This window comes from Marinicellulosiphila megalodicopiae (assembly GCF_045862395.1).
GTDB classification, from domain to species: domain Bacteria; phylum Pseudomonadota; class Gammaproteobacteria; order Pseudomonadales; family Natronospirillaceae; genus Marinicellulosiphila; species Marinicellulosiphila megalodicopiae.
On the sequence record NZ_AP023087.1, the window covers coordinates 2,207,464 to 2,229,220 of the forward strand.

General features: G+C 36.2%; 14 protein-coding genes. 11 read left to right on the forward strand and 3 right to left on the reverse strand.

Annotated features, from left to right (window positions below; translation table 11 throughout):
* The first annotated feature begins 132 nt into the window (after positions 1 to 132).
* The 4 genes from TYM08_RS09290 to TYM08_RS09305 all read left to right on the forward strand — a co-directional run bounded on the left by TYM08_RS09290 (position 133) and on the right by TYM08_RS09305 (position 2,989).
* Positions 133 to 654, forward strand: coding sequence for a peroxiredoxin (locus TYM08_RS09290; protein ID WP_422382695.1), 522 nt, complete (start codon positions 133 to 135; stop codon positions 652 to 654).
* Positions 655 to 768: 114 nt separating this feature from the next.
* Positions 769 to 2,109, forward strand: a complete 1,341-nt coding sequence (gene gorA, locus TYM08_RS09295; RefSeq protein WP_422382696.1) for a glutathione-disulfide reductase — start codon at positions 769 to 771, stop codon at positions 2,107 to 2,109.
* A gap of 119 nt (positions 2,110 to 2,228) precedes the next feature.
* Complete coding sequence (locus TYM08_RS09300) at positions 2,229 to 2,768, forward strand: DinB family protein (RefSeq protein WP_422382697.1); 540 nt, start codon at positions 2,229 to 2,231, stop codon at positions 2,766 to 2,768.
* A 2-nt stretch (positions 2,769 to 2,770) separates the two neighbouring features.
* A complete protein-coding gene (locus TYM08_RS09305; RefSeq protein ID WP_422382698.1) occupies positions 2,771 to 2,989 on the forward strand; it encodes a cysteine-rich CWC family protein in 219 nt (72 codons plus the stop codon).
* On the opposite strand, the gene TYM08_RS09310 is transcribed toward TYM08_RS09305, so the two are convergent.
* Positions 2,986 to 4,185, reverse strand: a complete 1,200-nt coding sequence (locus TYM08_RS09310; RefSeq protein ID WP_422382699.1) for an FAD-dependent monooxygenase — start codon at positions 4,183 to 4,185, stop codon at positions 2,986 to 2,988. The two genes, TYM08_RS09305 and TYM08_RS09310, sit on opposite strands and share 4 nt — an antisense overlap.
* Positions 4,186 to 4,197: 12 nt before the next feature.
* Entirely contained in the window at positions 4,198 to 5,409 is a 1,212-nt protein-coding gene (locus tag TYM08_RS09315) for an FAD-dependent monooxygenase (protein WP_422382700.1), read from the reverse strand.
* Between the two features lie 272 nt (positions 5,410 to 5,681).
* Here TYM08_RS09315 and TYM08_RS09320 point away from each other — a divergent pair, with 272 nt between their 5' ends.
* The 4 genes from TYM08_RS09320 to TYM08_RS09335 all read left to right on the forward strand — a co-directional run bounded on the left by TYM08_RS09320 (position 5,682) and on the right by TYM08_RS09335 (position 14,856).
* Complete coding sequence (locus TYM08_RS09320) at positions 5,682 to 6,713, forward strand: LacI family DNA-binding transcriptional regulator (RefSeq protein ID WP_422382701.1); 1,032 nt, start codon at positions 5,682 to 5,684, stop codon at positions 6,711 to 6,713.
* Between the two features lie 257 nt (positions 6,714 to 6,970).
* The gene (locus tag TYM08_RS09325; RefSeq protein WP_422382702.1) at positions 6,971 to 10,906 is read left to right on the forward strand and encodes a malectin domain-containing carbohydrate-binding protein; all 3,936 of its coding nucleotides are present in this window, start codon (positions 6,971 to 6,973) and stop codon (positions 10,904 to 10,906) included.
* Entirely contained in the window at positions 10,906 to 12,417 is a 1,512-nt protein-coding gene (locus TYM08_RS09330; protein ID WP_422382703.1) for a DUF1552 domain-containing protein, read from the forward strand. Before TYM08_RS09325 ends, TYM08_RS09330 begins: the two co-directional genes overlap by 1 nt.
* Positions 12,418 to 12,585: 168 nt before the next feature.
* Positions 12,586 to 14,856 (forward strand): DNA internalization-related competence protein ComEC/Rec2, encoded by a 2,271-nt coding sequence (locus TYM08_RS09335; RefSeq protein ID WP_422382704.1) that lies wholly within the window; start codon positions 12,586 to 12,588, stop codon positions 14,854 to 14,856.
* A 128-nt stretch (positions 14,857 to 14,984) separates the two neighbouring features.
* Here the strand turns inward: TYM08_RS09335 and TYM08_RS09340 are convergent, their stop codons facing one another.
* Positions 14,985 to 18,929, reverse strand: coding sequence for an FG-GAP-like repeat-containing protein (locus TYM08_RS09340; RefSeq protein WP_422382705.1), 3,945 nt, complete (start codon positions 18,927 to 18,929; stop codon positions 14,985 to 14,987).
* A gap of 363 nt (positions 18,930 to 19,292) precedes the next feature.
* On the opposite strand from TYM08_RS09340, the gene TYM08_RS09345 reads away from it, so the two are divergent.
* The 3 genes from TYM08_RS09345 (at position 19,293) to TYM08_RS09355 (ending at position 21,701) form a co-directional block, all read left to right on the forward strand.
* Positions 19,293 to 19,844, forward strand: a complete 552-nt coding sequence (locus tag TYM08_RS09345; RefSeq protein WP_422382706.1) for a hypothetical protein — start codon at positions 19,293 to 19,295, stop codon at positions 19,842 to 19,844.
* A gap of 254 nt (positions 19,845 to 20,098) precedes the next feature.
* Positions 20,099 to 20,395, forward strand: coding sequence for a hypothetical protein (locus tag TYM08_RS09350; RefSeq protein ID WP_422382707.1), 297 nt, complete (start codon positions 20,099 to 20,101; stop codon positions 20,393 to 20,395).
* A gap of 4 nt (positions 20,396 to 20,399) precedes the next feature.
* On the forward strand, positions 20,400 to 21,701 hold the full coding sequence (locus TYM08_RS09355; protein ID WP_422382708.1) for a hypothetical protein: 1,302 nt from the start codon (positions 20,400 to 20,402) through the stop codon (positions 21,699 to 21,701).
* The last annotated feature ends 56 nt before the right edge of the window (positions 21,702 to 21,757 follow it).

A 21,757-nucleotide genomic window follows, 5' to 3' on the forward strand; every position in this document is an offset into this window, starting at 1 on the left:
CTATAGTTTGGGATGCAAGCAAGTTTGGTAGTTCTAAAAAACTGAATGACTTATTCGGTTTAATAAATTTTAAAGAATTAAAAAATGAGCGCATACTGTTTTTCGTCATTCACCCACAAGAGATAAAAAATAATGATTACTCAAGTTCCTCAAGTTGTATTTAAAACACGCGTACGTAACGAAGCATTACAAACACAAAACCCTTTCGAATGGAAAGATGTAAGTACTGATGATGTATTCAAAGGTAAAAAAGTAGTTGTATTTTCATTGCCAGGCGCTTTTACGCCAACCTGTTCGACCAGTCACTTACCGCGTTATGAAGCGCTACATGACGAATTTAAAGCACAGGGTGTGGATCAAGTTGTCTGTGTTTCGGTTAATGATGCGTTTGTGATGTATCAATGGGGCAAAGGCCAAAATGCTAACCATGTATTTTTATTACCAGACGGCAACGGTGAGTTCACTCGTAAAATGGGTATGTTAGTGGACAAATCTAATCTTGGATTTGGTATGCGCAGCTGGCGTTATGCCATGGTTGTCAACGATGGCAAGATTGAAAAAATGTTCATCGAAGACGGTTATTCAGATAACTGCCCAACAGATCCATTTGAAGTGTCCGATGCCGATACGGTTTTAGATTATTTAAAAAAGTAAAATAGGCAAACAACCAGGCTAAATGTGCATTGGATTCAAATGAATACACTTGAATCTACTGATCAAACACTTTAGCCTGTCTTAAAATTTTATACATACAAAATAAGGGTAAACATGAGCGAGTTTGATTTTGATTTATTTGTCATTGGTGCAGGTTCTGGTGGCGTTAGAGCAGCAAGAAAAGCAGCAACAGAAGGCATTAAGGTCGGCATCGCGGAAGAAAAAGCCCTTGGTGGCACCTGTGTTAACGTAGGTTGCGTGCCTAAAAAATTAATGGTGTATGCATCAAGCTATCCGCAACAAGTTAAAAACGCACAGGGGTATGGTTGGGATGCAAGTATTGGCGAATTTGATTGGCCTGCATTTATTGAAAAGAAAAACGCTGAAATTCTAAGACTCAATGGCATTTATGGGAATTTATTAGACAATTCTGGTGTGACATTATTTAAACAACGCGCTCATTTAATTGAGCCTAATGTCGTCAAAGTAGGCGATAAACGGATTCGAGCAAAACGTATTTTGATCGCAGTTGGTGGTCAGCCATTTGTGCCTGAATTTACAGGCAACGATTTATGTATTACCTCTGACGATGTGTTTTATTTACCGACACAACCAAAAGATTTACTGATTGTAGGTGCAGGTTACATAGCCGTCGAGTTTGCTGGTGTGTTTAATGGTATGGGCACAAATGTTGATATATTAAGCCGTAAAAATACTATTTTAAATGAGTTTGATCGCTCAACGGTTGATTTTTTAACGCAGCAAATGCAAGAGCAAGGCATCAATATTTTATTTGAAAACGGCATTGAACGTGTTATTGAAAAAGACGGTAAAAAACAAGTCACATTCAAAGACGGTCAAATCAAATCTTACGATGAAATATTATTAGCCACCGGTCGCACCACAGCCGTTGATAATTTAGGTCTAAAAGATTTGGGCATTGAGTTAACCAAAACCCGAGCCATTCAAGTCGATGAAAACTACCAAACCAATATTAAAGATATTTACGCCATTGGTGATGTTATCGGTAAAGTACAATTAACTCCTGTTGCCATTAAAGAAGCAATGGGCCTTATTGGTTATTGGTATCAAGGAGCAACAAGCGCCAAAATTGATTACAACAATATTCCAACTGCTGTTTTCTGTCAGCCAAATATTGGAACGGTCGGCATGACTCAAGAACAAGCTGAAAAAGAAAACGACATTCAAGTTTATGAAAGTAATTTCAGACCGATGTCCAATACCATTTCAGGTGATACCAGCAGAATGTACATGAAGCTAATCGTAGAAAAACAAAGTCAAAAAGTGTTGGGCTGGCACATGTGCGGTCAAGATGCAGGTGAAATGCTTCAAGGGTTTGCGGTTGCCATTAAAATGGGCGCAACTAAGCATGACTTTGATTCAGTTATAGGGATTCACCCAACGGCGGCAGAAGAGTGGGTTACCTTAAACTGAAAACAGTTCGAATGGCTCTGAATAAATACAAATGAAATCAAAAAACCAAATCTAAGTATTTGGTTTTTTTTTTGTAAAATATTTTTCAAGCATTAAAAATATAAAAAGAAAGGTAAAAAATGAATATACCCATGTTTGAATTGTACGCAAATTACAATCTAAGAATGAATAAACAAATTTATACTGCTGCTCGAAAATTAAAAAATGAAGAATACAACAAAAACATGGGGGCATTTTTTGGATCCATCAATCACACTTTAAATCATATTGCAGTTGGCGATATATTTTGGCTAAAACGATTTGGTGAACATGAGGAATTATTTCAAAGTTTGGAGCCGATTCGACAATTGTCACTACCTCAAAGTTTAGAAACTATTCTTTTTTATGATTTAAAAGGGTTGTTTCATTTAAGAAAATTAATTGATCGATGTATTGTGTCTTTTGTACAAGAATTAACGGAATTAGATATTAATTCGAATTTAACGTATACAAATTCAAAAGGTGTTGAATCTAATAAACATTTTTGTTTAGTGTTAATGCATATGTTCAATCATCAGACTCATCATCGAGGGCAGGTGAGTACGTTGTTTAGCCAACTAGGAGTGGATGTAGGGGTTACGGATATGATTGTGGATGTCCCAGAAATAGATGTAATTTGATTATGAAAACTCATAACCCAACACTCTGCCCAAAATGCCAAAAAGAAAATCAATGTTCTCTAGCAATATCAAAAGACAAAACAAAAAAAGATTGTTGGTGCATGAATCCAGATTTAAAATTCCCAAAAGCATTGATTGATGAATTACCTAAATCTGCAAAAAATAAGTCCTGCATCTGTTTGTCTTGTGCTCAATCCTTTGAGCGAAAACCGTCTAATTAATCGCGCGCCATGGCGTGTTTTAATATCCAATCTTTTGGAAATAAAGGGTGGTTTGTGAGTGCCATCGCTTCATTTCGAATCAAAACTTGCATCGGATTCTGTCCTTTAAACCCTCGTTTAAATCCTTCCATTGCCCCTTGCATGATTTGGTTGGGTAATTTTCTATTACGCTCAAAGCGTTTTAATAATGTTGGGTGTCCCAAATTTAATTCATTTTCTTTTGCTGAAACAATGGTTTCAAATAATGCTTTCGCATCGGCAAAACCTAAGTTAGCACCTTGACCTGCAAGTGGGTGAATACTGTGTGCCGCATCGCCAATAATGGCTATGCCTGCTTGGATGTAACTTTGGCAAGCAAGGGCGTTTAATGGAAATTGCGCTTGATCGCAAACCTCTAAAATTTCACCTAATTGTTTGGGTGCGTGCAGTCGAAGTTGGTCGATTAATGATTTTTGGCCAAACGATTCTAACTGTTCGTCATCTACCGACCACACAATGCTATAAAATGATTCTTCGTTTGAATGCTCGGTTTGATCATGCAACGGCAAAAAGGCCAATGGCCCGCAGTATGTAAAATTTTGCCAGCAGGTTTTATTGGGTTGATCTGAAAATTGTTCAGGCGTTTTTACTTTTACTGTCGAAACAATCGCCGTTTGATTATACGACCAAGTTTTAGTCGGTAATTTTGCAAGATTACGAATCGTGGAATGTTTTGAATCCGCACCAATAATTAATTCAGTGGTTAAAAACTGTCCGTTATCTAATTCGATGGTTCTTAAATTGTCCGTTGAAAGATCGCTAATACTCAACACTTTTGTATGTTCGAATCGTTCTAAATTGCCCATATTTTGAATCAACGCATCAATCATTCGATCGTTTTCGACAATATGACCTAAGTGCTCACAGGGTAAGTCAGACGCACTGAACTCAACGTGTTGTGTGCCTTCGCCGTCATACACGTACATGGATTGGTATGCACATGCGTAAGGTTGAATCGATTCCCAGGCTTTTGTGTGTTCAAGCCACTTTTGACTTAACTCAGTTAACGCACTGACACGATTGCTGTATGTGTCTGGTAAGTTAGATTCAATGATGCGCTGCTCAACAATCGCGCACTTTAACCCTGCTTGATCTAATGCGTTGGCCATTGATAATCCGATTAAACCGGCACCACAAATAATGACATCAAAATGCATACTCAACCCTTTTTATAAACCCATGGCAAAACGGCTAAATACGCCTTTTGCAATGGTGTGAGATTCTAAAATACTTAATAAAACAGAACGAGTCGTACGAACTAGAGGATTGCTCGATTCAAAACTTTGCACCATTTGGTGGCTAAATTGACTCATCATTTGTTGGCGTGGCCATACAGATTGTTGGTAATCCATTAGCATTGGTAAATGATTGATCTGTTCAATAGATTGTTTATTAAGTCGTTGTGTTAATGCTTTAACCGCAAATAACGCCAAATTAAACCCTTGGCCAGCAACAGGGTGCAACGCACAAGCGCTGTTGCCTAATAATATAAGGCCGGGTCTAACTTGTTCTTTGCACATGCTCAGTTTAAGGGGGTAGTGTGCAATGTTGCCTATTTGATTGATTTGGCCTAAGCGTCTGCCAAAGCGTTGATTTAAAAGCGCCAGTTTGTCTGTGTCACTGGTTTGTAAAAAATCGTCTAATTTATCTGCACCCATTGTCCACACCAAAGCGCTTAAATTGTCTTGATGAAACGGCAATAACGCAATAGGCCCCGATTGATCAAAACGCTCAAATGCTTTGCCGTTATGTGGGTTTTGGGTTTGTACATTGCTCACAACCGCGACTTTTTGATAATCAAACGTTTCGTCTTTAAATTTTAGTTTTTCTTTTAGCTCTGATCGACCACCATCGGTTAATAGTGTTAATCTGGCTTGTATGCTTTGGCCATTTGTTATCAAGCATTCATAAGGATAGTCACTAGCGTGCGTCTTGGTGATGTCTTGAACCTGTTGCTCATAAAGGTAATCAACTTGTGTGATGTTTGAGCAAACTTGCAACAACGCTTGGCCGATGTGTTTGTTTGAAACGATATATCCAAACGCATCGGTATTGGCTTGTTTGTGATTTAATTGCGTTAGACCAACTTGACCAAAACTCGACACTTCAATATCTAAAATCGGTTGAGCAAAGGGTTTGATAAATGACCAAATTCCAATTTGCTCAAGATACAACGTACTTGCTAGTGATAATGCAGTGGCTCGATCATCAAAGCTCGGTGAGCTTAAACCATCTTTACTTAATGTAGGTGGGCTTGCAGGATCAATAATAATGATTCTCGCACCCTTTTTGATTAATTCAGAAAGAGCGATTAAAGTGCATAGCCCAACCATGCCCGCGCCAATAATTGCGATATCATATTTAGTATTTATGTTTGTCATGATTTTGTAATTTAAAAATATCCACCAATGATACCTGTTTTTAAGTGTGGTTTGTAAGATGTTTAAGTAAGCAGTGATATGGCATTTATATTTTATTATTTTAAAGTTGATCGATTATTGGTTGGAATATAGTAATGGGTAGCATTTGTTTAAAATTTTATTAGGACTACGCATTAAATCGAGTTAAAATGTCATGTTATTTAAGTGATTTATAGTTTATTTGTAAAGAAACTATATATATTTTATTAATTAATTGTATTAAGAATGTATTTATGAGCAAGCAAATCAAAAAAGTGACCATCGAAGATATCGCAATGTATGCTGGTGTTTCAACTGCTACAGTTTCAAGGGCATTAAGTGATAGTACTTCAATTAAGGAATCCACGAAACTAAGGATCATTGAAATTGCTAACGAGCATAAATATGCAGTCAACCACAGCGCTAAACTATTAAGTCGCCAAAAAAGCAACACAATTGCTTTATTTTTACCAATATTTACCTATAACCTCCCTAATTCGGCTCCGATTGCAAGCGATCCTTTCTTCTTGAAAGTATTTTCAGGTATTTTGAGTCAAGTTGGAAAATTAGACAAAGAGCTTTTAGTTAGCAATTTTGAAAATAAAAAAAATGCGAAATTAGTACAAGCTGTTCGCTCTAAAAAAGCCGATGGCATTATCATTTATGGTGGTGATGCTAATGATTGGGCAAATGATCCTATTGTTGATGATGAGTTCCCGGTTGTATTTTGGGGGGGCAGTCGATCCAACCCTTTCCATTGGTTAGCTAGTGATGAAATATTAGGTGGGGAAATTGCTGCTGAAGCCTTGATTGATGCAGGTTGCAAAAATTTAGCTTATATAGGCGGTAATGATACTGCCTTTGAAGCTCAAGGGCGATTAACAGGTTTTAAGCAGTATATTGAAAAACAAGGAATGACTCTTAAAGAATCCAATATCAGTTTTGAGCATTATTTTCCGCATAGTGGTTTTAATCAGATGAATCGCTTATTAGAGAGTGACCCTACAATTGATGGTGTATTTGCAAGTGCCGATGTATTAGCTTTATCAGCAATGAACGCAATTCAAAACAAAGGGCTTAGAATTCCTGAAGATATTAAAATTGTTGGGTTTGATGATATTGATGGTGCAGCTGTAAACAACCCGTCATTAACTACTATTTCACAAGATGGGTTCGAGGCGGGTAAAGCGCTTGTTAACCGCATTATCGATATAGTTGAAGACAGGCCAATTACTGCAAAGCATGAATGCTTAGGTTTAAAGTTAATCAAACGTAATAGTTGTTAAAACTTCTGACGGTTTAATGCTAAATATTCTTGAAATGAATGTTCGCATTTAAATTTAGAAAACTGATCAATTTGCAAATTGCTTCTCACTAATTTATTAATTTTTACACTATGATTCATTTTTAACTCTTAGTTACCTTTTTTGTAACAATTGTGTAAGCGATTACAATGTATTTACCGGCGATCAATGTCGGTTATTTTTGTATCTTATATGTAAGCGCTTACATCAAAAAAGAGTTCCACTTTCGGAGAATAACAATGAATAAAAATACATTTGTAACCATGCTTAAAATAGTGCTATTAAGTCTATTTTTAGCAAGTTGTGGGGTGGATCCAGCATTAGAAACCTCCAATACAGACTCCAATACAGACACTCAAACTAGTACCCAACTAGGCTCATTTGTAGATTTAGATAAAGACCTAATAGCAGATGATATTGATCAATGTCTTAACACTCCATTAAATACTGCTGTAGATGCAACAGGCTGCCCATTGATAGTATCTAATGAAGATAAGGATATGGATGGTGTTCTGGACAATGCTGATCAGTGCCCTCAAACACCTCTAAACTCTCCTGTAGATGCACGAGGCTGCATAGTTAATGCAGCGATGGATGCGGATTTAGATGGGGTGTTCGATGAACAAGACCTGTGCCCAAATACCCCTTTAAATACAATTGTCGGTGTAAATGGCTGTAAAGTCGATGTGGCTATGGATTCGGATTTAGATGGTATCCAAAACTCATTAGATGATTGCGCTAACACCTCTTTAGATGAAGTAGCCGACAATAAAGGCTGCTCAGATATTCAAATAGGTGAGCGTTTCTTTAAGGATTCTACTCAAAACTGTCAGTTATGCCATGGCACAGAAGGCAAAGGGTTTGCAGATACACCTAAATCTCTTTATGACACACCTTTGGATATTTGTGTGCTTGTAGATTGTACAGATTTAGAAAAATTAACTGCATATATGGTGACGGACATGCCAAAAACCAAACCAGAAATTTGTACTATTGAAAATAATTGTGCGGACACTATTTCAAAATACATGATTAAACATATTGTTCAGCCACCAAAAGATGCTGACGAAGATGGTATATCTGATAATGTGGATCAATGTCTAAATACGCCACAGGGTTTATCTGTTGATGCTGACGGATGTGCTGATGTACAAAAAGATTCAGACAACGATGGTGTAAACGACAATTTAGATACCTGCCCAAATACAGCATTAGGCAGCACGGTTAACGCTCAAGGTTGTGCTGATACAACAGGTGGCGACGATGCGGATAATGACGGTGTGCTAATACCCAATGATGCTTGTCCAAATACACCAGCAAGTTTTAAAGATGTGGTCGGCTCTGATGGTTGTTCTTCTTATGACCGTGGTTTTGAAAATTACTTCTCTAAATTAGGTGGCGATAAAAGCTGTGCCGATTGTCATGGTAATGAAGGCCAAGGTGGTAACGGTGGCGGAACCATTAACGGTATTTGTATTACGGTTAATTGCCAAGACTTAGGTGCTTTAACGACGTATATCAGCCAACAAATGCCTTATGGTAATTCAAATCTATGTGGTGAATCTGCCTCAACAAGCTGCTCTAGTGATATTGCCAGTTTCATGAACGAAGCGTTTTATTCAAAAGTCGATGATGGTGATTTTGATGGTATTTCAGATGATGAAGATATGTGTTTAAAAACCAATTCTGAAGATTTAAAAAGCATCGATCACACAGGTTGTGTGGTGAAAAACGGCACAACAGGCAGCGTTTACGCAATAAACGTAGGTGGTGATGCATTTACTACTCAAGCTGGCGTGAAATATAAAGCCGACCAAGAAACTTACTATGAAGGCTCATTAGGTTCAACAATGGGTGAACTGACCTTTGATGTGTTAAATACTGATGATGACCAGCTATATCGTAAAGAACGTTGGGGTAAAAACTTAACCTACACCATACCTGTACCAAACGGTGTGTATTCTGTTGAGTTACACTTTTCAGAAGTGTTTTTTACTGAAGCAGGCAAACGTGAAATTGATGCATCTATCGAAGGCGTTAAAGTATTAACCGGTTACGATCCGTTTGTAAAAACAGGTGGTAAAAACTACGCAGGGTTTGAGACGTTCGAAAACATTACAATTGCTGATCAAAACGTCACTATCTTCTTAGAAGGTATTGTTAACAACGCAAGTATTGTGGGCATTAACATTCTAGGTGAGTTGACCAACGATGGTGACTCTGACGGGGTCGATGACAAATTAGACAGCTGTCCAGGTACAACCCCAAATGTTTCAGTTAACGAGCAGGGTTGTTCTAATGCGCAATTAGATAAAGATGGCGATGGTATATTATTACCTTTAGATCAATGTGAAAATACCCGTGAAGATGAAGTTGCCACGGTTGCCACGTCTGGTTATTTAATTGGCTGTTCTGAGCGTGTGCGTAATATTGATACTGATAATGACGGCATTGCGGATGTTGCGGACAATTGTCCTGCCACACCTGAAGGTTCAAAAGTCGGTGTAACAGGTTGTACTGGTTTAAAAACATTATCTGCAGGTAAAATTGTCAGCCCACAATTTCGTTTAACCAAACGTGAGTACATCAATACCGTAATGCGTGCGTTTGCCGTTGATAATTTACCGGTTGCAACATTCTTAGAAGATACCTCAGGTCCATTTAGCGCTTATTCAAATAATGCGGCAGATAAGTCAGCGGACTTCAGCTCATTACTGGGTAGTTCACAAACCCTTGCTGATGAATTAGCAAACCAGCTGGTTGATCTATGTGATTGGGATGTGAGCCCGCGTAACTGTGTAACGGCCCATATTCAAGGTGCACTCAAAATATTGTATCGTGAAAATACATACCTAGATTCAGATAAAGAATCCGTTGGCCTTACCATTGCAGCGGCACGAAATGCAGGTGCGGATGAGCAAGCAGCGTTAGCCACGGCATTAACGTTTGCATTAGTGGATGACCGTATGGTTTACCAAATGGAATTTGGATCTGACAGAAGTGCTTTTGGTAAAGCTAAATTAACGGATCGTGAGTTTATTAACCGTTTGTCCTTTATGTTGGTTGATAATTCCCCAGATGCGCCATTGATTTCTAATCAAGTTGGCATAGTGGATGACGTCAATATCATCAATGACCAAACAAACCGTTTAATGAACGAAGACGCATATAAAGAAATGGTTTGGCAGTTTGTAGCTCAGTGGTTACGTATTGCAGTGGATGTGCCTGAAATCACACCTTCAGCACCTTCAACGCCCATTGCTGGCGATCAATGTAACGCAACCAGTCAATGCCAAGCTTCTTTCCCTGGTGTAGCGCAAAGTTATGATTGTCAAAACTCAGGATCAAACGCAAGTATTTGTATGTGTGACGGCGGACGTTGTGATGCGATTGCTGTGCCATCGGGTATGGCATTAAAAGATGCCATGCAAATTGAAACGCGTTTGTTTGTTGAATATATCCTTGATAACAACTTACCGTTTACTGAGTTATTTACGGCTAAATACAGCTTCATTGATGCAACCTTAGCCGAGCATTATGGTGTGGTTCCACCCATGACCGATTGGGCTAAATATGAGTTTCCAGATGGTGTGGGTCGTCAAGGTATTTTAACCCACGCCAGTTTCTTATATCACAATGGTGCACATGGCCGTGATGTGAATACGATCTTTCGAGGCAAAATTGTTTATGAACGTTTGTTCTGTGAGCAAATGCCACCACCGCCACCACCTGAGCAATCAGTCGCATTAGCTAGTGAAGTCAGTGATCGTGGTGTGCATCCGTCATGTAAAGGTTGTCACTCAGTGGTTGACCCAATTGGTCGTATGTTTGATTTATACGATGATTTTGGTAAGCGTTTTGAAAGCGCTGAATTACACGGTGGTTTGTATATGGATGTGGATGCAGCCGCTACTTTTGAAGGGGTTGTAGATTTCTCATCAGCACTTGAAGATTCTGTAGCCTTTAAACAATGTGTCAGCAAACAATTATTCCGCTTTGCTTTAGGTCGCGATGTAAAAGCCTCTGAACAAGACAGCTTTGCTCAAGTTCAAGATGCCCTTGTAAATGAAGGCACACTAAATGCGACTATTGGTGCATTAGTAAGCAGTGATGTTTATAAATACGTTTACTCAGATCAATCCACAGCATTAGCGTGTACAGCAGGGGAATTATAATGAAAAACTTTAACCTAAATCGAAGAAGTTTATTAAAGTCTACTGCTGCATTTGCAGGAGCCAGCTCTTTATCAATGGCCATGGTTGAGCGCGCTTTAGCGGCAACCAGCCACAAGCGAGTGATCTTCTGGTATGTACCAGAAGGCTGTGCCCAACAAGGGTTTTGGCCTGCAAACACTGGCGCACTTGATATTAATATGAATGCGTCTATTAATGGGAAGAATGTACAGTCAAAAGGTAATTCAATTCGCAGTTACGTAGACAGCAGTCAAGCGGGCTATGTGATACAACCTTTAAAAGAGTTTGAATCTGAAATTTCGATGTACAGTGGTTTTAAAAATAACGGATCAGATGCGGATGACCCACATAAACAAGTGGTTGAAAACGCCCTAACAGGCGGTAAAAAAGTAGAAGGCAGTATTGATCAAATATTGGGTGATAAATTCAAAGCATCCACACCGATTTCTTCTATTTATACAGGTATGTGGGGACACCACGTTCACACTAAAGGCACCAATGAAGATTATTTAAATCCATTACGTACCATAGGTGGTAACACAAAAGGTAACGCTAACTGGAACCCGATGGAAACTTACAAAACGGTGTTTGGTAATGATGGTATTCCTGCACCCACAGGCGGTGGCGGTGGTGACATAGGCTTTACTAGTCGTCACTCCCAGTTAGAAGTCTTAAAACAAATGGAGTCTCGCTTAGCGGCAGTAAAATGCGTGGGCGGTGAACAGGCTCGATTAAAATACGAAGCGTTGTTAAATTCATTCACTAATTTAGAACAACAAACGCAAGCGCTGATTAAAGCAGACGAAGAAATGGCCATGGAAAATGGTCCTGATATGCGTTTTGATATTCCAAACGGCTGGCTAAATACCAATGGTAATGTCACCGATCGCAAATACTATTGGAATGACTCAGTTAATTACGAAAAATTAATGGATATTTCCATTGATACCACTGTGGCTGCATTAGCATTGAATCGTACACGCGTTTCGTTATTACAATTTAGTGGCTCTGGTACAGACAAAGGCGCCATTGATAAAAACCACTATCGTAACTTTGCAAGAGTAGACGGCACAGGTAATGGTGTACCAGGTCTTGAAGGCAATGGGGATGTAAATGATCATAACTTAGGACATGATCCTGCCCAAGATCGTCGTCGCAACCAGGCACGTATACATCGCTGGTATTACAGCAAACTGGCGCAATTAATTACAAAATTAAAAGCGATTCCAGATGGTGATGGCAACATGTTTGACAGTACATTAATTGTGACCTGTTCAGAGTTCAGTATGTATAACCATCGCTCAAACGACATGCCTTATATGGTGTGTGGTAATGGTGGTGGCGCATTCAAAACCGGTCAATATTTAGATGCACGCCAAGGCAATAATTTCAGGTCTCATGCTGATTTCTTCCTGTCTGTGGCGCAGGGTTTGGATTCTGGATTGACTCGATTTGGAACATCCACTAATCCATATACCGATATGTTAACTTAAAGGTTAATTGTTTGTTTAGAGGTGGTCGCTTTTTTAGGTGACCGCCTTTTTTTTGCCTATTACATTTAAACATTGGGGTTGTTTATTTCTGTTAAATTCAAGTAAATTTTAAGATTCACACTACACTTACAAAAACACACAATCTAGGAAGAGCAGGTGTTTACCCTTTTGCTCACGTTGACAAGTTTAATTGGCAGCGTATTTATTTTTTATTACAGCTCAATTACTTTTACTTTAGGGTTAATCCTATGGATGAGTGTGTGCGCCTGTTTGGTTGTGTTGCATAAGATTTTAAACATAAAATGGCAAGCAATCATCGTCATGAGTTTGATCGTTGTGTTTAATTGGAGTCACTTATTTTTAAATGCAGCGAAACAATTTAAACAAACTGAACCCATCAAAGTGACTGCGCAAATAGTCGTCAAAAACCACTGGGTAACCTATGACTATTCAAAGGTAAGTGAAGCGATTATTCAATACGAGCATGAAGGCAAAACAATCAAAACAAAGGTAAAACTCAATACCGATTTAAATTATTTGATTCCTGATTTTTGTCAATTTGATGCAACAGTGATGGTTTCAAGATTACGCCAACAAAATAATCGCTACATTTTTGATTCAGCAAAATGGAATTTTATAAAAGGCATTCAAGCAAAAGCAAGCGTGGTCGAACAATTAACCGATTGCAAAAATAACACAACCTCCATTCGTGAAAAAATACGCCAGCGCATCTTAACGATGCAAAAGTTAGATACAAACAGCAAAGCCATGGTATTGGCAATATTGTTTGGCGACCAAACCCAATTAAGCGACGAAACCAAAGCCGTATTTGTCGATACACAAACCGTACACTTAATCGTTGTCAGCGGATTACACATTGGCGTGAGCGCATGGCTTGCCTGGTTAATGGGGCAATTAATATTTCAACTCATACCCGTGAGATTTTTGCACTATCATGGCCAAACTATCAACATCGTGATAATGCGAAAACACATACAAATAGTGTGTGTCATCGGTTTGGTTTTATTTTACGGCTACTTAGCGCAATTTAACCCGCCGGCACTACGCGCCATATTAATGTTGTTTATTCCCCTGTTATTGTGGTTATTCAACCAAAAATTACGCCTGTTATTAATATGGAGCTACAGCTTAATTGGTTTGATACTGATCATGCCTGCACAGGTTTTATCAATGGGATTTTGGATGTCAGTGATTTGTGTCACGGGATTGATGATGTACTTTTCCATTCGAGTTTCTGTTAAAACACAAGCGCCCAATCTTTTACAAAAAACGTTAAATTTCATCAAACAATTAATCAAAACTCAGTGGGTTATATTTTTAGTCATGACCCCCATTGTGATGTTTATGGGCACATCTGTACATTTTTTATCGTCACTGATTAATTTAATTTTGGTGCCCATCATTACATTATTATTACTGCCTCTAGGTTTAGTGTTAATGATATTGGATTTTGAAATATTACAAACCATGGTTAACTATTTATGCCAATTTGTGTTGTGGTTATTAACCCGCTTTAATGTGGTGACAAAAGTAGAAGTCAACATCGATCTTTTACAATTAATCATACTTGAGTTAGCCGCCTTTAGTTTTATATGCCACATCAGTCATCGATATTTAATGATGAGTGTCTTTGGTTTAATGTTATTTGTAGTTGCACCAAAACAACAAAAACAAGGCGAATTTATAGTGAAAGCCATGGATGTCGGGCAAGGACAATCCATCATCATCGAAACCAAAACAACACAATGGATTGTCGATGTAGGACCAGGCTTGAATGATAAAATCAATTCCGTAAACCGAGTATTAATTCCCTATTTGAAACAACACAACAAACCAACCAGAATATTAGCGCTCAGTCACGACGACAGCGATCATGCATTTGCGTCTCACCAATTAGTTCAAACCATTAAGTTTGACAAAAAATATTCAGGACAACCACAGAGATTTGAATTTGAATCACAAAACTGCAGAGCACAACAAAGTTTAAAATTTGATGAAGTCAGTTTTACATGGTTAAATTTAATGGACTTTCAATCCGATAATGACAACGATTATTCATGTGTATTAAAAGTGAAATCAAAATTCGGATCAATCATAATCAGTGGTGATTTAAGTAAATACGGTGAATATTATTTAATGCAAAATCAATTAATTGAACCCGTCGATTTGGTTGTGTTGGGGCATCATGGATCAAAAAGTTCAACCAGTGATAAATGGCTGTTGGCGAATGATTCTGAACTTGGATTAGTGTCACGAGCCCTCGATAATCATTTTGGGCATCCCCATGTTAGTGTGATTGATAAAGTTAATAATCAAAAAATGGAATTATTAGATACCGCCATTCAAGGGCAGGTGAGAATTGAATTTGGTGGACAGGGGATAAAGGTAAATGATGATCGGCATCGGATGAGTTATTGAAATTTATTAATCAAATCATTCAAAAAATAGTACTAGCCCTGTATGTAACAGGGCTTTTATTGTGTATTTTCAATTGAATAATAACTTATGTTATTAACTAAAATTTAAATATTATTCTATCTCCAAACTCAAAGAGTTTGAACTTCAATTTCAATCATTCTATTAATTGAGTTTGAATAGCCATCATTTGCGCTAATAGTAATTGAATAGATATTATCACTGTTAAAGTCTTGTGGATCATCATAACTAGGCGCGATTTTGAACGTTATTTCACCACTTTGCGAGTCTATATTAAATAACGGAGCGTCTGGTCCACCTGTAATTAGATAAGTGATAATATTCCCATCTGTATCCGTTGCCAGCTCAGTAGCTACCGATCGCTCACCTTCAATTATTTGATAACGTTTGTCGGTGAGTTTATGCCAGCTAATAGACTCATCGTTTTGTGAAACTGACAAAATATCAATATCTCCATCTGAGTTGATATCCGATGCAATAATTAAGTCTGCACCCGTCGAGCTTTGGTTAACTGTGTGGGTATGAAAAGTTTTATTAGCTAAATTTTCAAGCCATATAAATGTGATTGTGTTTGAGTCTAAATTTACCAAAACATCGTCATCACCATCATGGTCTATATCAACAGCATCAATAAAATAAACTCCGTTCAGCGCGTCGGAAATAACATGTTTGCTAAAAATAAGATTTCCACTATTTTCATACCACGCTACTGTATTATCCTTTGAAGAGGCGGAGAAAAAATCTAAATCCCCATCTTTATCTATATCAGATATTTCAATTGAATTAACGCCTTGTACGGTTGTAGTAATTAATACTTGCCTGAAAATTTGATCTCCCATATTTTCTAATAAATATATTGTATTGCGAAGCTCGGATGTAAATAAAATATCTATATCACCGTCTGCATCTAAATCTCCAGATTTAATTGATTTCACATTATTTATTTTAGAAAAACTATTGAACGTTGAAGAAATTTGATGTTCTATAAAACTGAATGAACCAATGTTTTCATACCAAACCACATTATCGTTTTCTGTGGATGAAATAATATCTATATCTCCATCATTATCCAAATCAACTAATTCAATATCAAATGCATCTTCATCAAATAAAGAGATCGTATAAGGGTAAAATAAACTAGACGTTATCTTTGAGAAAACCGTGATTCTGCTATTATCTGCGGATAGTGTAATGACGTCTAATTGCTCATCATTATTTATATCTTGAACAATTATCTCAGTAGCCTCAAGGCTACCAGCATTATCTTTGTTAATATAACTTTCATTAAAAAACTCATTGCCATTGTTTTCAAATAATACAAGTTGTCTTAATTCGGTTGAGTTGGTTAATAAATCCATATCGCCATCACCGTCAATGTCACTTGAGGCTAATGATAAATACCCATCTGTGGTAGATGTAATATGCACTATGGTGTTTTCTTGCTCTTGAGTATTCCAAAAAGGCGCTTGAGAACTATTTGAATTTATGGGTGCATTATCATTAATATCTAATATTGAATCGTTATCGTCATCGGTATCTATGTTATTACCAATACCATCGCCATCTGAATCTAACCACTGTTTCGAATCTAATGGAAAATCATCTAATGTATCCAGTATTCCGTCATTATCATCATCTTGATCATTTGGTAATATAATGACTTTGACAGTTTTATATATGGTTGTATCTTCATCGCTTGCAGACACGTTTAAGGTATATGTATTTTGTGATGCAACAAGGGAGTCGTTTAATGTGGAAGCAAATTTAAACTTAAGCTCACCAGTTGCTGGATGGATCTCGAATAATTGTGAATCTAATTCGTCTTTGATTTGATACGTTAAATGATTGGAGTCAATATCCGTCGCTTTAATTGTTGTGACATATAAATCTCCTTCAATTACTTTGTAATCATAACCAATAAAATCATACCAAATTATATGATTGTCACTATTTGAAATTAAAATGTCATGATCGCCATCGTTATCAATATCAGTGGCTAATAAGAAGTCTAAATAACTAAGGTCTTTAATAATTTCATGATTAATGAATGCTTGGTTTTTGTTTTCAAACCATGAAATTTTATTATCTAGTTTAGAAGCCGTTAATAAATCTAAATCGCCATCACTATCAAAATCAAATACCTGTAAATCCACTACACCGTCTTCATTTGTTGAAATGGTATGTTGAGTGAAATTTTGTGCACCGTCATTTTCATGCCAGGCAACTCTGTCATCTGAATACGAAATTGAAACAAGATCAATATCATCATCCTTGTCTAAATCAATTCCAATTACTGTATCACTTGCAAGTTGATTTGCTATGTTTCGAGTAGTGAAAGTTTGATCACCATTATTTTCCATCCACCTGCTACTGCTAATTAAAAAATCTAAATCATCGTCTTTATCAATATCTATAACCGAAATTAATTTAAGGTTAGCAAATCCACTAAAAATATTTTGACTGGAAAATTGTTGAGCCCCATCATTTTTATACCATTTTGCCGATGTTCCACTTCGTGATGTTTCCCAAGTCACAAAATCCATATGTTTGTCATTATCTAAATCAACTGCAATTATATAATTTGATTCTGTGTTATCAATAATATGCTGAGTAAATATTTGTTCAGAGTTGTTTTCAAATAATATGATTTCTCCCTGCACCCTTGAAATACCAATGATATCTTGATCATTATCACCGTCAATGTCCGTTATTGTTACAGAATTAATGAGTAAATCTTGATTGTAAATTCTATGGGTATCAAAAGTATTCGTACCATTATTTTCGTGCCATTCAAGAGAATTATCTAAATATGAAACGGTTACTAAGTCAATATCGCCATCATTATCCATATCTACTTGTTGTATTATGTCTTTTACTCGTACATTAATTGAATTCAAATCTGTATAAATGACGGGTTCTTCCCAAGTTGGAGGGGACGATATTTCTTCTGAATCTAGTATTCCGTTTCCATCAGCATCCAAATCTGAATTATCACCATACCCATCACCATCTGTGTCGATCCATTCAGTTGGATCGTTTGGGAATGCATCTAGATCATCTGGAATGCCATCATTATCTAAGTCGGATTCAATAGGTATAGAATCCTGCTTTGTAGTTATTAAATAGGTTGCGGACTTATCACCTATTACTACTTCAATTGTTGATGTTACTGAATAGAATTGAGAGCTAATTCCCCGTAATGTGATTGATTGACCGTTTTCTATAAAACTTTGTTCCGATAAAAAATTCCCGTTATTAACTTTATATTCGCCACCAGATATATTTATTGAAACACTGCCCGTGATTTCTGAAACAACAATGGTATTTGATTCATAAATAGTTTCGGTATTTGCATCATTTACAGGTGTAAATTGAAAGTCTTGTGGTGAGATATCTTGTAAATGGGTTAGAACTATAAAATCGAATGATTTCGATCCAATAATAACTGTCGAAATATGTTCTTTTCCCCAAACATTATGCGTTAACAGTCTAAATTGGATTATGTCACCGTTTTGAACGGTTGAATTTGAGGAAGAATAAGCATTTGCGTTGATTTTATATTCCCCTCCAGTAATGCTGATATTTGTTGGCTCGTTAATTCCAGATATTGTTAGTATATTTGATTCAATTAAGGTATTTAAAGGAGCGTCAGTAATAGAGCTGAATTTCAAATCGTCAATTTGTGTATCAATAATTATATCTGTACTTGATTGGGTGTACGTGTTGACTATTTCAGTATCGTTTTCAGCGCTTTTGGTTGATATATCGCAGGCTGGTAATAGCAAAAGAGGGAAGAGTAAAGATAGAAGATAAAAAGTCTTGTCAATATTTTTCATTGTATTCCTTGGGTGGATTTTTAGAGAAAGTAGTTGAGTGTAATGTCGTTGGGTATAAAATTGTTCGCTAATATAATGCCTAGTATTATAAGGCAATATAATAATTGTTAATACATTTGAAATAGAACTAAACCCATCACTTGCTGCAATGGTGAGTACATAAATATTATCTAAATTTGAATCTTGTGGACTATTAAATATCGGTGCGTCATTGAACATAAGTTGAGCTGAAGTTACATCAATATTAAAATAGCTTATTCAGACACACAAGATAAGCCTGAAACCCTTGTGATAGCTAGGCTAATAAAAACTAACTAAGGCACTAGTGGGCAGGCTTTACATTTGACATGTAAGACCGACCAACTAAGGATACCCACTCGTAACGACCAACTAAGGACACCCGCTCGTAATATTTTCTACGCTCGTTTAGAACTTTCAAATATTTTGTCCATAAATGCGTTGAGTTTATAGATGATTTTTGATTAACTTTGAGAATATTATTTATTAATATCGAGTAGTCTTTAATCAGTCTGTCTTTGTAGGTTTGGGTTTGTAAAAAACATCAACGAACCCCTTGCTAGAATGGCGAATGCAGAAGATAAATGCACGGGCAAGTTCTGGGAAGGTCGTTTTAAATCACAAGCATTATTAGACGAAAAGGCGTTATTGGCTTGTATGGCCTATGTGGATTTAAATCCGATTCGTGCACAAATGGCCGATACACCTGAAAAATCAAATCACACAAGTATTAAAAAACGAGCAGAAAAAGCAAAACAATCAAAAGTCCCCAATAGATTGGATCAACAAGAAAATTCACTTTTAAATTTTGCAGGAAAACCAAGAGAGAATATGCCAAAAGGCATTCCATTTACGTTAACCAATTATTTGGAATTAGTCGATTGGACAGGTAGACAAGTTAGAAAAAACAAACGCGGAAACATTGATCAATCATTGCCAAATATATTGCAGAGACTGAATATTGAACAGGATCAATGGTTGCACATTGCTCAAAATTTCGAATCCAGTTTTAAAGGAATAGTAGGGACGACAATGAGTCTTGTATCAAAAATGAAAGACTTTAACCGAACACGGGCATTGGGTTATTCGAATAGCTTGTTTTATTTTGGAAAATAAATACATTTAATAAACTAAACCCATCAATTAAAATTCCATATCATTCATGATAGGTATTCACACGATTTGAAAAGAGCCAAGTATGGGCTTTTAGATAGAAATCATAGAGCTATTTCAGAAAAATTCATTATTTCAAAAAAGTTTTCATCAATTGGAATTAATGTATTTTTAAATGTCTAGGTTTTGATTAATATGTATGTCAAAGTTGGGTTATTGAAGCAAGTAATAACCACTTTACATCTTTTTATCCAGATATGACGGAATTAAATGTATTCTCAAATAACCCTAATGGCAAAGTGCATAGCTCAGATCATGAGAATTTAGGCGTATTTGAACAAAGGTGGGAGTATATTCAAGGGGCTATTGATACATCAATGGATGTGTATACCTCAGAAAATGGAATTCGAGATATTAGAACACACCATTATGGTTTAACTTTATCCTACAATAGGGCTAATTTATTTAGTACAGATACCAAAAACATAACGAATTTTGATTTTTCAATCCCCAATAATAACAATATATTAAATAATCTTAAAATAAATGAGTAATATTATGAATATAACCACTTTTTTAACTTTTTGGATATTAATATCCTTCAGTAGTTGCTCGAATGAGCAAAAACATGAAAAAGTGGTTATTCCCTTTTCTTTAAAAATTGGAGCAGATGCAAATTTAGTGAGCAAAAGCCTAGCAGACAGGGCACATATTAATCCTTGGAGTGAATCGGATTATGGTGTGTCAGGTATTGGTAAAGTACATTTTAAGGATTTAAATAGTGATTTTGAAATAACAACAAAATATACAAGGCGTCTAGAGGTATATGAACAAGATGGAATTGTGTATATTTATAGATTTACTGATCGTCCATTATTCCCTAATTATGATAATGCATATAATAATGCATTGCTAATAGTTGAACAATTAGAGATAAATGGTTATATAATTAATGAGGGAATGGGTTTAGTTAATAAAAATAAAGCTAAAATTATTCTGGATAATGCATTTCCAAGACCTATGCAAGGTGGAGCTATTGTAGAGCTAAAAAAAGATAATATGGAAATTACCTTAGGAATAAGGAAGGTAGAACTTGTCTATGATACCCCCAAAAATTACTCAGATATGCATTATTATGAAGTGAAATTAACAGTAGTTAATTTAGATTATGTATATCAAAAAAGAGGAGGAAATAAATTAAATCCGATTCCAACTAAATCAGATTATCAATTAATATCCAATTCATATTGTCGCAGTTTAGATTATCACCAATTTTTAATAAATACTTCATTATCAAAAAATGAAAAATTTTCAGTTTTGGAAAAGCACTATGAAAAGACCAGTTATATGGCCAGAATTGATGGTGGCGATTTAGAATACCCCATTGACGAAGCAATACAAGAATTTGAAAAAAGAATTCAAGAAAATAAAATGCTAAAAAATCAAAATCTGTTTGTATTATTAAAAGAAGACATTGAAGAACTGTTAGGTAAAAAATGGGACTGTGAATTTATAGATTATTACATTGATAAAATATACGAAGGTAATGAGATTGTTATTGAATTAAAAAAGGATGAAAAGTTATCGTTAGAAGAGTTTGATGACTATGTTCAAGAATGGATGATTGAAACTACTAATGCGTTAAATAAATTACCAAAAGACTCGGTGATTTATTATTTGGTTGATGATTCAATTGATGCATTTGGTAATTTTGATCAAGAGAAACCTTTAAGTGATTATTTTAAAGAAAAATCGAAATTGGGTTATTTTGATATAGATAATGTTTTACAAGAAAATTTTCCAAATATGCAGTTTAAAATAATTCAATTTGTAAAATACTTTTATAGCAATAACAACTAAATCTATCAAGACACGCAGGGTTGATATTTAAATAAAATGGAAAGCTGGGCAGGCAA